The 13,447-nt window shown below is 68.0% G+C and carries 11 protein-coding genes; all 11 read right to left on the bottom strand.

Annotated elements, in window-relative coordinates:
* Nucleotides 1-131: 131 nt before the first annotated feature.
* The 11 genes from ABIE24_RS09360 to ABIE24_RS09310 all read right to left on the bottom strand — a co-directional run bounded on the left by ABIE24_RS09360 (nt 132) and on the right by ABIE24_RS09310 (nt 13,418).
* On the bottom strand, nt 132-851 hold the full coding sequence (locus ABIE24_RS09360) for a hypothetical protein (RefSeq protein WP_354499005.1): 720 nt from the start codon (nt 849-851) through the stop codon (nt 132-134).
* Nucleotides 848-2,431 carry a serine/threonine-protein kinase gene (locus ABIE24_RS09355; protein ID WP_354499003.1) on the bottom strand — a complete coding sequence of 528 codons (1,584 nt, stop codon included), beginning with the start codon at nt 2,429-2,431 and terminating at the stop codon, nt 848-850. The genes ABIE24_RS09360 and ABIE24_RS09355 overlap by 4 nt, the downstream gene beginning before the upstream one ends.
* Nucleotides 2,432-2,448: 17 nt before the next feature.
* Nucleotides 2,449-3,723: an FHA domain-containing protein gene (locus ABIE24_RS09350; protein ID WP_354499001.1), complete on the bottom strand. Its 1,275-nt coding sequence runs from the start codon at nt 3,721-3,723 to the stop codon at nt 2,449-2,451.
* An 8-nt stretch (nt 3,724-3,731) separates the two neighbouring features.
* Nucleotides 3,732-4,565, bottom strand: a complete 834-nt coding sequence (locus ABIE24_RS09345; RefSeq protein ID WP_354498999.1) for a PP2C family protein-serine/threonine phosphatase — start codon at nt 4,563-4,565, stop codon at nt 3,732-3,734.
* Nucleotides 4,566-4,579: 14 nt separating this feature from the next.
* Nucleotides 4,580-5,431 (bottom strand): hypothetical protein, encoded by an 852-nt coding sequence (locus tag ABIE24_RS09340; RefSeq protein ID WP_354498997.1) that lies wholly within the window; start codon nt 5,429-5,431, stop codon nt 4,580-4,582.
* Complete coding sequence (locus ABIE24_RS09335) at nt 5,424-6,071, bottom strand: hypothetical protein (RefSeq protein WP_354498995.1); 648 nt, start codon at nt 6,069-6,071, stop codon at nt 5,424-5,426. Before ABIE24_RS09335 ends, ABIE24_RS09340 begins: the two co-directional genes overlap by 8 nt.
* Nucleotides 6,068-6,670 carry a hypothetical protein gene (locus ABIE24_RS09330; protein WP_354498993.1) on the bottom strand — a complete coding sequence of 201 codons (603 nt, stop codon included), beginning with the start codon at nt 6,668-6,670 and terminating at the stop codon, nt 6,068-6,070. The genes ABIE24_RS09335 and ABIE24_RS09330 overlap by 4 nt, the downstream gene beginning before the upstream one ends.
* A 19-nt stretch (nt 6,671-6,689) precedes the next feature.
* Nucleotides 6,690-8,057, bottom strand: coding sequence for a hypothetical protein (locus ABIE24_RS09325; protein ID WP_354498991.1), 1,368 nt, complete (start codon nt 8,055-8,057; stop codon nt 6,690-6,692).
* 33 nt (nt 8,058-8,090) lie between these two features.
* On the bottom strand, nt 8,091-8,420 hold the full coding sequence (locus ABIE24_RS09320) for a hypothetical protein (RefSeq protein WP_354498989.1): 330 nt from the start codon (nt 8,418-8,420) through the stop codon (nt 8,091-8,093).
* 95 nt (nt 8,421-8,515) lie between these two features.
* Nucleotides 8,516-8,812 carry a WXG100 family type VII secretion target gene (locus ABIE24_RS09315; RefSeq protein WP_354498987.1) on the bottom strand — a complete coding sequence of 99 codons (297 nt, stop codon included), beginning with the start codon at nt 8,810-8,812 and terminating at the stop codon, nt 8,516-8,518.
* A gap of 103 nt (nt 8,813-8,915) precedes the next feature.
* Nucleotides 8,916-13,418, bottom strand: a complete 4,503-nt coding sequence (locus ABIE24_RS09310) for a type VII secretion EssC family protein (protein WP_354498985.1) — start codon at nt 13,416-13,418, stop codon at nt 8,916-8,918.
* Nucleotides 13,419-13,447: the final 29 nt, after the last annotated feature.

The following is a 13,447-nucleotide window of genomic DNA, read 5'->3' as shown; positions in this document are numbered from 1 at the left end:
GACGTCCCCCCACGATCACGTTGAATTTCGGTTCCTGGAACAAATCTCCCCGGCAGGATCCGGGTCTACGCTAACAGGTTGTCCAGCGCCCTCTTGCAAACGCTTGCAGAGGCCCTGAATCCCGGTCGCCGTCACGCGTCGGGCGGGACGGTCGCTTCCGTTTGCTTCTCGCGATCGAGCAGGACCAGGTCTGCGGCGTCGACCAGCCGCGACGACACGGCGTACTCGACGAGGCGGGCACGCCGTCCTGTCGCGAGTTTGCTTCGGCCGCCTCGCAGCCCGCGCACCCCGATCCGGTCGAGCTTGTCGCAGACGTTGTCGAGTTTGCGGTTGAACGCCGTCTGCGTCCAGCCGAGCCGCACCGCGGCATCCGCCGACGCCGGGATCTCGCCCCGGCCCGGGGAGTCCTGCCGCAGCACGTTCTCGGCGAGCGCCACAATCAGCAGCCGCTGGCTGCTCGTCAGGTGCACCGGCCCGACGGTCGTCGTGCCGGCCTGCAGCGTCGTGAGCGACGTCGTGCCGAAGTACTCGGCTTCGGAGTGGATCGTGAACTCGTAGGTGGTGGAGCCCGCGCTGAACATCACCTGCAGTTCGGGGAACACGACGGGAAGCCGCGCTCCGGGTGCGAGCCAGGCCTGGACCTGGCCGGTCGTGTCGGTCACCGTTGCAGCCAGCAGGTTGCCCACGTTCGACAGCCACCACAGGTCGTTCTCGTGGCTGATCGAGAGGAACCGGCGGTGCAGGAACGGGTTCTCATCGATGACGAGGTCTGATTCCCGGCCGACGAAGAACGGCTGGTCGGGGGTCAGGTCGTACCATTCCCCGCAGAACTCGATCCGTGGCGCCTTCATTTGCTGCACATCTCCAGGGGCTCTGTCGACAGCTTGCCGCTCGTGCGGACGATGACGACCTCGACGCAGACCTGCGTGTTCGAGTCGACGCCCTCGATCGTGGTCAGTCCGTGCTCTGTCGGGGTTTTCGCACCCTCGTTCGGGCCGTCGCTGCGGTTCCAGATGAATCTGTCGCCGTCCTGGGGTTCCGGGTTCTCCCATTCGAACGTGACCTGGCTGCCGTCGGTGCTGGGCGTCACCGCTACCGCTGCGGGCGTCGGGACGCCGAGGGTGATGATGTCGGAGGAGGCGGTCGGGGTCGGCCTGGCATCGGTCCCGGTGGGCGCGAAGACGACAGCGGCGGCGACCACGCTTCCGATCACCAGCACGCTGGCGGCGCCGGCAACGATCGGCCAGAGCCTGCGCCGCGGAGCTGCCGCCGGTTCCGGTTCGGGCTCCCCCTGGGCCCGCGGGCGGACGACCGTGTGTTCCGGGTTTTCGGACCAGGGGCTGACGTCTGCGTGGGGCTGGACCGACGGCATCCGCCGGATCACCGTCGGATCCGCGCCCTGCGGGCCGGCGACCGGGGGCAGCGGAGCGGCTGGCTGGGCGTGGATGGTGGCGACGCCCCGGATGCGCGTTGCGTCGCCCGCGTCGGCTGTCTCGGCGTCGTGGACCCGCTCGAGGATCGTGAGGTTCGGTACGTCGATTGCCGTCGGCGCATAGGACAGTTCCATTTCGACGCGCTGGAGGGCGCGGGCGAAGTCCACGGCGGTTGCGAACCGGTCGTCGGCGGAGGCCGCCATACCCTTGTGCAGGATCGCGACCAGAGACCGGGGAATGTCGGTGCGGGTGATCGGGGTGATCGTGCCACGCTCGATCCGGCCGATCAGGTCGACGGTGCCGTTGGGTTTGCCTGGCACTTCGAACGGGGTGTGGCCGACGAGCAGCGTGTACAGGGTTGCCGCCAGGGAGAAGACGTCGCTGCGCACATCGGGCTGGGGGTGGTCATCGAACATCTCGGGCGGTGACCACGGGATCGACATGCCGATGGTTCCTGTGCCCGTTGCGGCGCCCGCGGCGTTCATGGCGTCACGGGTCGTCGTGTTCACCGGCAGCTCGATGTCGACCGCGCTCGAGATACCGAAGTCGGTGAGCGCCGGCCAGCCGTAATTGTTCGTCAGGACGTTGGCCGGCTTGATGTCGCGGTGCAGGATGCCGGCGGCGTGCGCGGTCGCGACGGCGCTGGTCACCCGCACGCCGGTTCGCAGGGCGTCGGCGACGCCGATCGGCGCGCGTTTGTACTGCTCGGCGAGGCTCGGGCCGGAGCAGTATTCCATCACGAAGTACGGCCGGCCGTCGGCGGCGACCGCGGCGTTGTAGATCGTGACGATATACGGGTGCGCCGACAGTTGCGCCATGAGGTTCGCTTCGGCGACAAAGGCGGCCTGCGACGCGTCGCTGAGGTCCTCGGAGGCGAGAACCTTGACAGCGACGAGGCGGCGGGGAAGGTCCTGCTCGTACAGGTAGACGTCGCTGAAACCCCCTGAGCCGAGCAGCCGGGTGTACCTGAGGCCGGGCAGCTCAGGTGGTGTGGCCACGGAACGGGCGGCCACGATCAAGCCCCCGTGACGCGCAGCAGCACGTCACTGCCCAGGTCGATCGTCGTGCCGGTGATGACCGGGGTCGGTTCGCCGGCGCGCAGCAGCTGCGGCAGCTTTCCCGGCGCGATCACGTGGGTGCCGTTGCTCGAGTGGAGATCGGTCACCACGACGGTGTCACCTTCGACGGCCACGCGGACGTGGCTGCGTGAGATGTCGTCACCGGCGAGCGTGACGAGGTGCGGCAGAACGGATGCCGGGACGTTCGACACACTCGGCGCCCGACCGAGGATCACCGGCGCTGAGAGCGCCTGCGACGTACCGTCAGGGAGCGTGAGCTCGTAGCGGTGCGCGGGAGGCCGCGGGGCGGCCGACGCGGATCCCCGGCGCTTCCGCGCAGCCTGGATCTCCGACGCGAGGATCGTGCGCCCGTCGTGGTCGCCGAGAACGGGCGCGGGCGGACCCGCCGTGGGGCTGGTCAGGAACGCAGGCATGGGCAGCTCGGAGGCGTCGTCGTCCTCGTCGTCTGCGAGCACGGCAGCGGCGCCGATGGGGCGGAAGACCGTGGCCCCGAAGAGGTAGTCGTACCCGTCGGCCCCGGGCTCGCCTGTCTCAGCCGCGGACGGCTCCGGCGTCGCGGATCCGCTGCGTGTGGCCGTGTGGAACACACGGGTCTCTTCGTGCAGGGGCTCGGGTGCGGCGGCCGGCGTGGGTTTCGGCGGGGCGTCAGCGCGAGCAGCGGCAGCGCCGGCGGGCTCGGCCGGAGCCGGGCTCGGGGACGCGGCGGGTGCGGCGGGGATGCTCGAGGCGGCGGGAACCCCGCTGTCCGAACGGATGCTGTCGAGCCGGATCCGGCTGACCCAGGCCGCCCCCTGCTGGAGCGGGAGCGCCGGCATCCCGGACGGTGCCGGTCCGTCGAGCTCGACCCGGAATCCGGTGGGGCTTTCGATCACCTGCTCGGTCCAGGTGGTGACGCCGCGCGACGACACCGTCACCTCGCCGTCGTTCGTGTCGATGATCACGGTGGCCGTGCCGCGCACGATGACGCCGAGTCCCTTGCCGGTGAGGTCCCCGTCGACCCAGAACAGGAGGGCGAACGGCCCGGTCGCGCCGAGTCCGTCAGCGGTGAGCACCTCGAGCACGCCCTGGACGGTCGTCGACGGATCGCCGGTGGCGGCGAGTTGCGCCACACGGTCGGAGCGGTCGTCGACCCGGGCGACAAGAAGACGGCCGGCCGTCGTGACGGCCAGCCATTCGTGCGCTCGCGCAGGCTCGTAGCTGTATCCGGTCATGCCACCCCTCACACTCTCGGCAGGGTCTGCTCGAGATAACCGAGAGACCGATTGTCATGATATCCCGGGCGCGGCGGCGTGGTGTCGACGCTGCGGGAGTCGACGATCAGCACGGTGACGTTGTCGCGGGCCCCTGCCTCGAGCGCGAGTTCGACGAGCCGGTCCGCCGGGTCCGCGACTCCCGACCGCAGCACCGCTTCGATCTGCTCGGTCGACACCTCGCGGGTCAGCCCGTCTGAACAGATCAGGAACACCTGGTGGTCGGATGCGGGGAGCAGCCAGACGTCGGGGTCGGCATCCGTCTCGACGCCGACGGCCCGGGTGACGACGTTGCGTTCGGGATGGGTCAGCGCTTCGAAGGCGGTGATCGAGCCGGCGTCGATCAGTTCCTGGATCGCCGAATGGTCGACGGTGACCTGGCGGAGGACGAAGCCGTTCCAGAGGTAGACGCGGGAGTCGCCGATGTTGAAGGCCATCCAGTGGCAGTCCGCCTGGCTCGACAGGGTCACGAGGGCGAGCCCGGCCACGGTCGTTCCCGCGATGCCCGACTGCTCTGCCCACGACCTGATGAACGAGTTGGCGGCGGTGATGGCGGTGAACACAGCCTCCGGTGTCGTCGGCTCCCCCGGGCGGATGCTGTGCGACAACTGGTGCACCATCGCCTGGCTGGCGAGGTCGCCGCGGGAGTGCCCTCCCATGCCGTCGGCGACAGCGAAGATCGGGGCGGAGGCCAGCAGGCTGTCTTCGTTGTGCTCACGCACGTGCCCGGTCTCGCTTCGGCCGGTCACCGCGACGGTGACGACAGAACGCGACGTGGTGATGGTTTCAATCCGTGGAGCCATGGTTCTGTCGATCCTCAGGTGTACGACTCGACGCGTTCGACGGGCAGGCCCGAACGCCACGCGTTGAGCCCCATCGCGACGGATGCGACGAGCAACGCGACACCCGCTCCGGCGAACGCGAACGCATACGACGCGCTGTCGAGGTGGATGCCGAGGGGGCTCAGTCCCAGCGCCGCGCCGGCGAGGCCGGCGAGAACCAGCTCACCGCGCCAGATGTGGGAGAGGCGGCGCCAGGCGACCTGCGCAGGCGACCCGTCGACGATCGAGGCGCGCCCGCGTTCCAGGAACCGGTTGTAGGTGAGCTTCTTGAGAAGCGATACGGCGATGACCCCGGCAAGTGCTCCGGTCACCACGGAGTAGACGACGACGGTGAACCAGAACTGTTTCGCCGCCGATGAGCCCGGAGGCGGGTTGACCGTACCGGCTGTCTCGAGCAGCACGGGCACAGGGCAGACCAGGACCCAGACGGCCACGGAGGCCAGCAGGAACAGAACGTGCAGAACCACGCTGACCGGGCGGAGATCCACGCGGAACGACCCGCTGCTGAGCACCGAGGTCTTCCCGCTGGAACCCCAGCGACCGCGCGTCGCGAACTGGCCGAAGAAGAAACCGGTCGTGGCCAGCAGAAGCAGGAGGAAGGGGGAGGCGATCGTCATCGTGCCCGCTGAATCGTCTTCGAAAACGGAACCGATCGACACACCCTGGTTCGTGAACCCGAGGATCGCGGCCACGGCGGCAAGCGCCACGAGCAGGGCGACCACCCCGACGACGTTTCCGCCGATACCGACGACCCGGCGCGATGTGGCTGCCCGTTCACCGCGATCAGCCTGTGATGGTGGGGTGACCGTTCTGGTGTCCTCAGCCACGAACGGCCTCCGTTGTGTTGTTGGGCGTGTGGTCGGGCGTGTCGACGGTCGCGTCGTTAAGCCATCCAAGCGACCCGATGATGGTGTCGAAGAGCTCCAGCCACAACGGCGGCGTGTGCGCCATCGGAGCCTTGACGTACACCCGGACGATGCTGCTGCCGTCGCCGACGGGCAGCCAGTAGTTGATCTTCAGGTCCTGCGACGATTCCTCGTCATAGGTCGTGGTGACCATTTCGTGGCGCCGCACGATCGGTCGCGGCGCGCCCTCCTCGACGAGGACCGAACCGGGATACGCCGTGAGGAGACGCTGCTCCTGGGATGCACCAGGGTCGCCTGCGGTGCCCGGCCAGTCGAGCGGCAGAATCACGAGCGACGCCGGAAAGGGGATGCCGGGGAGGATTTCGAGCGAGATCGCGAGCCCGACGGCGCCGAGGTCGACGGCTTCGCGCACCGATGCGTTGATGCTTTCCCGGAGCTCGCGTCGCAAACCCGCAAGGCGGTCGTTGCGACCCAGCTGCTTCTTGATCAGGGCGGACACACGTCGTTCTCCGGCGCCGGCGGACGTCAACGGGATGACGGCCCAGGAGCCGGGCAGCACGATCGAGAGGTCTGCCCCGGTCAGGGTCACCTGGCGGGTCACGCCGGAGCCAGGTCGAAGGTCATGGCGTTCACGATCGCACTCGTTTCGGTTGTCATGTCGGCGAAGGCGCCCAGCCGGGCGGTGCGGAAGGTGATGCGGACCATCCTCGATTCACCGGGAGGGAAGACGGCGAACACGGCTCGTTCTTCCAGGCTGCTTTCGGCATCCGGGTCGGGGGTGACGAGGGCGAGATGGCTGTAGCCGATCAGTTCACCGCTCGGGTGAGCGGACCGCCAGGTCGAGAAGGCCGAAATGTCGAGCTCGGGAGTGCGCAGGTCCCGATGCGATTCGACGAACTCGAGGTAGCTCTCGGGAGAGTCATCGACATCGAGCTCGAAGACGTCGACGATCATGGCAGCACCGATGATGCCGTTGTTGGGCTGGGGCAGGTAGAGCGCGGCCCAGTCGACGGAGTCCTCGACGAAGGTCTCGCGGATGGCGGCAAGCGCGCGGGACATCGCGGTGGCATCGGCACGATCCGTGAATTCCAGCCCGAGCGAGCCGAGCCATGCCGTCGGGTCAGCCGAACCGAGCTCGACCTCGAACCAGTCGTCGGGGAGGTGCAGGATCATGCCGGCGGTGTTCAGGGAGGAAGGCATAGACGTCTAACCTACCGACTCAGCGGGCGCCGACAGCGCCGTCGACCATGTTGCCGACGCTCTCGGAGACCGGCTTCGAAACCTTCCCGGCCAGTGACTCGACGGTGAACGGTACGTCGCCGAGAAATGGCTTGGACAGCGTCTCCATTGCCCCGCCGATGACCTTCGAGCCTTCAAAGATGATCTCCACCTTGAGGCTCATGGGCAGGTCTTCGAACGACACGGAATTGCTCGTCGCGTTGCCGAGCATCTGAAGATACTTGGGGTCGTGACCCCGCGACATGGCCTCACGCAGGACACCCTCGTGGCCTTTGATCATCGCCTTCACGAAGTCGGATGCTTCACCCGGTGTCGTCATTCCCTTACCGAGGTCGGTGAACGGCTTCACGAACGTTTCCTTCAGCGGTTTCGTGATGTCTTTCGTGGTCGGTTTGAAAGCGTCCTTGAAGTCCTTGACGGCGTCACGCTTGTCGCCCTGTGCCTTGTTGTTGTTCTGGCGCGCGTTCCGCGAGGTCGGCCTGTCGGCCATCTTCGCGGCCGTTTTGGCCGCCTTGCTCCCGGCCTGGAGGGACTTGAGCCCCTTCAACGCGACCATCAGGGCCTTTCCACCCACGATGCTCAGCACGACACCGACGGCGGCGCCGATGACCTCGCCGAGCGTCATCTCACCCTTCACGAATTTCAGCAGCGAATCGATGAGTTTGATGATGCTGATGATGGCGGCGAGCACGAGCAGGACCTGGCCGAGCCCGGGCACCCACGACAGCAGGAGTGCGGCGATAGCGACCCAGTCGCCGATTTTCTCGCAGAAGTCGACGAGGACGTCCCACCAGCTGTCGCTGATTCCGTCGTCGGAAACGACCCGGTTGATGGCATCCGCTGCGGTGTTGCCGGCCTTGTCCTTGTCGGCGACGGCCTCGTTGTACTTGGCCTGGGCGGAACCCATGCGCGAGGCGAGGGTCGACGCCTGCGAGCCCCAGGTGGCTGCCGACTTCGCGTCGGCGGCCTGGTCGGCGCCCGGCAGGAGCGCCTTGTCGGTGAACTCGTCTGCCTTCGCCTGTGCGGCTGCGTGGCTTCCCTGGGCTGACTCGTATTCTCCGCGGGCCTGGACCGCCTTCGCCTGGGCGTCCTCGAGGGCGCCTGAGTAGGTGAGAAGGGCCTGCGCGGTGGTGCGGTAACGAGCCTCGGCCTCACCGATGTCTTCCCCGCCCTTCCTGGCCTTGCCCCGGACCTCATTGACGGCGAGGGAGACCATGCTGTCGCTGCCCTCTCCCACGGCCTTGAGCGCGGCGGACGCGCTCTGGATCGCGTCGGCGATCTGCAGGTAACGCGTCGCGTAGGTCTTGAGCTGCGCGGGCTCTCCGGTCAGGTCAGAGAAGTCAGTCATGAGGATGGTGCCTATCTGTCAGCAGAACGGAGGTCAGGAGGCCGGAGGGATGCCAGGGACGGGGTTCACGGGGCCGGCCGTACTGGCGAGCGCCTTCTTGAGGTCGGCGTCGAGGTTGTTGAACGCGTCGTTGATGGCGGCGATCGAGTCCTTGAGCGCGGTCACCGATTTGATCGTCTCGGTGCGCTTGATGTTCCAGCTCGAGGCGAAACTCCGCACTTCTTCTTCGAGGCGCGGGTGGCCGGTAAGGGTCGCGACCTGTTCGCTGAACTTCTCGGCACCCTCGAATTCAGTGAGGATCGACTGCAGGTTGGTCTGGGTCTGCGCGAGCAGGTCACCCTCGATCACGAGTTTGTCGGCCATGGTGTCCCCCTGGAACGTACGTGGAAGTGCGGAAACTGCGCGAGATCATGCATCGGGGAGGGCCGGCGACGGCCCTCCCCGATGCGTGAGTGGTCTTAGCCCCGGATGGCGTTGGCGAGCTCCTGGTCGGCGCTCTGCAGCGAGTCGGCCGCCTTGGTGAGGTAGTCGGCCATGCCCTGTGCGCCGCCGACAGCCTGGGTCGCGCCCTGCGTGAAGGTGGTGAAGGATTCCTGGAACGCACCGGAGGCCTGGTCGGTCACGAAGCCGCTGGAGACCAGGTCGGTGACGAGGCGCTGGAGTTCGTTGATCTTGTCTTCGAGAGCGCCCTTGCCGGTGAGAATCTGGCCCGAAGCGGTCTTCAGGTCCTGGAAGGTTACGTTGATGTTTGCCATGGTGATGTTCCAATCCTTTGCTTGGAGATCCCGTTTGGATCGCCCCCACGTGAACAACCTAACGGAGCCGTCTCTCCACCGTCGATGGGGAGCACTCCCCATGTCATCCCACGGGCACCGGTGCGTGCGCCAGCGGGAGCTGGATGCGCACGAACTTGCCGCCGGACACGAGGACGCCGCGGCCCTCGGGGAACTCCGCCCGCTGCATCCGCGGCAGGCTGGTTTTGAGCACGATGTCGCCGTCGATCGTCTCCGGTTGCAGCAGCAGCCCCCTCCGCGCGTTTTTGAACTCTCCCAGCAGCGGCCAGGAACTCGACCACGAACTGGACTCGGCCTCAGCGAGGATGAAGTGGTCGCTGCGTTTGATGGCGCGGATCAGGTCGACGATCGGGTTGTCGGCCGGCGTCTGCAGGAAGTCGCCGATCTGCTCGACGATCACCGCGATTCTTCCGTCGGTGTCCGGATCCACCACCGCGGCGAGGAGTTCCTTGGCAAGGGTGGCGGCATCCTCGATCGTCACGGCGGCCGAGAGGAAGGCCGGGTGGCGGCCCACCGCTGACCGCCTGTTGCCGATGTAGTACAGGCGGGTGTCCGGGTCGAACCGGGTGACCGCGTCGATCATGCCGAGAAGCGCTGTCGTTCGCCCGCTCGCCGGTGGCCCGCCGATGAGGAACGTGCCGGCGAGTTCGATGCCGGTGGGTCCGAGGTCGTCATCGCTGAGCCCGATCGCCGGGAACGCGCCGACGCGCGCCGGGAGTTCGGAGGCCGGGTATTCCTTCGGCAGCGACCGGATCGGCTGCGCCGGGATCACACCGGCGCGGGTCATCGCCGCGGCCAGTTCTTTCGTCGCGGCCGACTGGTCCGACAGCGAGGCGGACCCGCCGAGCACGGCGATCTGGGTCTCTTCGCCGTCGACGATCGCTCGGCCGGCCGGTGACGACGTCGACAGGATGTCGCTCGGAACGTCGACCATCGCGTACGCGGTCTCATCGGCGAGGCGGAGTACGACCCGGCGCTGCACGCTCGAGCTGATCGAACTGGGCACCGATCCGGTGCGGTCGGCGGTGAAGGCGACGTGCATCCCCACCTGCCGGCCACCGGAGATGATGTCGGCGAAGACGTTGTACCACTGCGACCGCCCGGCGGGGATCTCGAAGTCCTGCCGGAAGTTCTGGAAGCCGTCGATCACAAGGAGGATGCGGCGCTCGTTCGGCCGGTTGGCGAGCTGTCGGTAGTCGACGATCGACGACGCGTTGGCTTCGGCGTAGCGGGGTCCGCGGCTCTCGAGCTCCTGCTTGAGCTGCCGCATCAGGCGGATCACCCGCTCGGAGTCGTCACCGTGGATGATGGCTCCGACGTGCGGGAGGTCCTGCAGCATCCGCAGGCTTCCGCCGCCGAAGTCGAGACCGTACACCTCGACCGGGCCGCCGCGGGGGGTGATCGCCGCCGCGGTGGCGAGGGTACGCAGGACGGTGCTCTTGCCGGAACCGCCGGTGCCGTAGATGACGAGGTGACCGTCGACATCCGGGTTGAAGTACACCGGCAGCTGCAGTTGCTGCTCGGGCAGGTCGGACACCCCGAGCAGAAGCTGGGCGTCGGTTCGCTGCCGCAGCTTTCCGAGGTCGTACGCGGGCGCGAGCTCGTCCTGCCAGGGCCGGCGCGGTGCCGGGATGTGCACCGAATCGGATGCCGCAATGATGGATGCCACGAGGCGCTGCTGGTCGGTCGGGCCGAGATCGCGCGACTCGTCGACGCCGGCGCGGCCGGGCTCCTCCCAGCGGGCTTCGGCCCCGAACCGCAGTTCGGTGACCTCGATGCCCGGGCGGTCGGGCTCACGGGAGGTCCAGCCGCCGGCGTAGGCGGACTGGAAGGTCTGGAGCCGGCCCGGGCCGGTCTTCGCGAGCCCGCGACCGGGGATGGCCGGGTCGAAATGTGCCGCGTCCTTGACGCCCACGACGTCGAGGCTGTCGCTCTCGTCGGCCATCCGCAGCGCGATCCGCAGGTTCGTGTTCGCGCGCAGGTTGTCCTTGATCACGCCGGCGGGTCGCTGGGTCGCCATGATCAGGTGGATGCCGAGCGACCGGCCTCGCTGGGCGATGTCGACGACACCGTCGACGAACTCCGGCACCTCACTGGCGAGTGCGGCGAACTCGTCGATGACGAGCACGAGCGCCGGCGGGCTGTCGGGGTCGCCGCGCTTCTCCAGTTCGAGCAGGTCCTTGGCCTTCTTGCGGTTGAGCAGGTGCTCCCGGAAGTGCAGTTCGGCGCGGAGGCTGGTGAGCGCACGGCGTACGAGGTGCGGGCTGAGGTCGGTGACGAGGCCGACGCAGTGCGGCAGGTTCACGCAGTCGGCGAACGCCGAGCCGCCCTTGTAGTCGACGAAGAGGAACGTAACCCGGTCGGGGCTGTACTCCGCGGCCATGCCGAGCACCCAGGCCTGCAGGAACTCGCTCTTGCCCGAGCCGGTGGTTCCGCCGACGAGGGCGTGCGGGCCCTGGGTCCGGAGGTCGAGGTGCATGGCGTCGACCCCGGCGGATCCGACGGTGGCACGCAGTTTGCCTGCGCGCCGCTTCTTCGGCGGGATGCCGGGGGTGCGGTCGTGGATGGACGTGTTCTGTCGCCAGCGGTCGACGACGGCGTCGCTGTGCTCGACGAGGTCATGGCCGAGGAGCGCCACCATGGAGACGGAGCGGGGAAGGTCGCTGGAGTCAGACACGAGGGCGCCGGCGTCGATCACCGGCGCCATCCGGCGGGCGTAGTCGAGGGCGGTCTGCGGGTCGATCAGTTCGGTCACGACGTCGGTGATGGTCTCACCGATGCGCACGTACCCGACCGACGCGAAGCCGTCGTCGTCGGGCACAGACAGCCAGGTGCGGCAGACGGCGGGGAGCGCGGGAACGTCGCGGGCCATCCAGATCGGGTAGACGCCGGCATCCGCTGCCATCTCGGCGAGCTGAACGAGCCGGGCCCGGTCGACCGAGACGTCGTCGGCGATGAGGACGACGATCGCGGGCAGCGGCGCCTGGAAGCCTTCATCCTGCTTGTCGCCGACGACAGCGCCCCGCTCGAGGGCGGCGTTCTTCTGCTTCATGGCACCGCGACGCTGGGCTTTCGCTTTCTGGGTGGCGATGCGGGTCTCGATGATGTCCTCGAGGGACGACATCAGGTTCGCCGAACTGGCGGCGCTGTCGGCGAGGTGCACGCCGTCGATCGGCGAGTGCGGTGACGACGTGTGCGGGATCCACTTGAGCCAGGCGAGCTCGTCTGACCACTGCGGTGTGACCATGGCGGCGACGGCCAGCTCTGCCGGGGAGTGGAGGGCGGTGAGCTGCACGAGGATCGAGTTGAGGGAGCCGATGGCCGCCGACGGGGAGCCGGCGATGCCGAGGGCTCCGGAGTCGTGGAGGTTGTCGATGATCGGCACGCCGGCGACGTAGGCGTTCTTCTCGATCAGGGCTTCGAGGCGTTCCTGGAACTTGGGCAGGAGGTCGCCGTGTTCGCTCGTCTTGACGGTGTTGCGGGTGGTCATCGAGCCGACGCCGAGTCGCACGTTGAGGAAGGACCAGTGCTCGGGCCGCCGGGTCCAGAGGAGCGGCCCCCGTCGCATCGCCCCGTCGAGCGCTTCGGCGGTGGAGGGTGCCTCGGCGAGCCGCAGGTCGTGTTCGGTGACGCTCTCTTTCTGCAGCCGTTCGTCGAGGTCGGCGAGACGGGTGTCGAACTTCGCGATCGCCTTCTTGAGTGCCCGCTTCTCGCGGCGTTTGCCGGTGATGTAGTTGCCGATGAGCATCATCGGGGTCATCGCGATGAACAGCAGCGACATCGGGTTCTGGGTGAGCATGAACAACGCACCGCCCATGAGCATGGGGGTGAGCATGGCGAGCAGCGGGAACGGCTGGGGTTCCTTCTCGGCGGGAACCTCGGGTGCCGTGAACTCCTGCCCGGAGTACCGCTGTTCGACCTTCGGTGACCGGTTGAAGAAGATCGGGCCCGCCTTGGGGGCGACGCCCGCTTCGGCGACCGACTCGTGCAGGGCGATCCTCAGGTCGGTGTCGCCCAGCCGGACCGTCTCGGTTTCAGTGATGTGCAGCCGGGCGACGATGCCTCCGTCGACCTCCACGCCGTTGGCGGAGCCGAGGTCGACGACGTCGACGCCGTTGGCGACCTCCAGCCGCGCGTGCTTCTTCGAGACCAGTTTGTCGTCGACGACGATGTCGCACGAGCTGTCCCGTCCGACGGTGTAGCTTCCGGCGGTGAGCGGGATGCTGCGACCCACCTCGGGCCCGCTGAGCACGGTGATCGTCGCGAGAGTGGGTGCGTGCCCTGTCTTCGCCTGCGAGAAGTAGCGGCCGGCGTCGGAGAGGTGCACGGTGGCGCCTGAGCCGATCCACGCTTCTCCGACCGGGGCGTCCGGCGGCAGGGCGAGCCACTCGGTATGGCCGGGCAGCGCGGCCTGCAGCGTGTAGTTGCCGTCCGGCGCAACCGACTGGGTCGGGTCGACCCGTGCGATCGTCGACGCGACTTCGGTGATGGTGGCACCGGCATCCGTCGTGATGATGATGTCGTCGCGACTGCCCGAAGGGCGGGCCAGGGTCAGTTTGAGGCGCATGTCCGTCCTTCGTCACAGGTCGGTCCCGG

Source organism: Mycetocola sp. 2940 (assembly GCF_040548835.1).
In the GTDB taxonomy this organism is placed as follows: domain Bacteria; phylum Actinomycetota; class Actinomycetes; order Actinomycetales; family Microbacteriaceae; genus Mycetocola_A.
Note: the sequence above shows the minus strand (reverse complement) of the source record. Positions and strands in the feature narration are given on the sequence as shown.

Excerpts from the sequence above, each read along its gene's own strand:
- ABIE24_RS09360 (WP_354499005.1), bottom strand. The coding sequence starts at position 851 with ATGAAGGCGCCACGGATCGAGTTCTGCGGGGAATGGTACGACCTGACC.
- ABIE24_RS09350 (WP_354499001.1), bottom strand. The coding sequence starts at position 3,723 with ATGACCGGATACAGCTACGAGCCTGCGCGAGCGCACGAATGGCTGGCC.
- ABIE24_RS09345 (WP_354498999.1), bottom strand. The coding sequence starts at position 4,565 with ATGGCTCCACGGATTGAAACCATCACCACGTCGCGTTCTGTCGTCACC.
- ABIE24_RS09330 (WP_354498993.1), bottom strand. The coding sequence starts at position 6,670 with ATGCCTTCCTCCCTGAACACCGCCGGCATGATCCTGCACCTCCCCGAC.
- ABIE24_RS09325 (WP_354498991.1), bottom strand. The coding sequence starts at position 8,057 with ATGACTGACTTCTCTGACCTGACCGGAGAGCCCGCGCAGCTCAAGACC.
- ABIE24_RS09320 (WP_354498989.1), bottom strand. The coding sequence starts at position 8,420 with ATGGCCGACAAACTCGTGATCGAGGGTGACCTGCTCGCGCAGACCCAG.
- ABIE24_RS09315 (WP_354498987.1), bottom strand. The coding sequence starts at position 8,812 with ATGGCAAACATCAACGTAACCTTCCAGGACCTGAAGACCGCTTCGGGC.
- ABIE24_RS09310 (WP_354498985.1), bottom strand. The coding sequence starts at position 13,418 with ATGCGCCTCAAACTGACCCTGGCCCGCCCTTCGGGCAGTCGCGACGAC.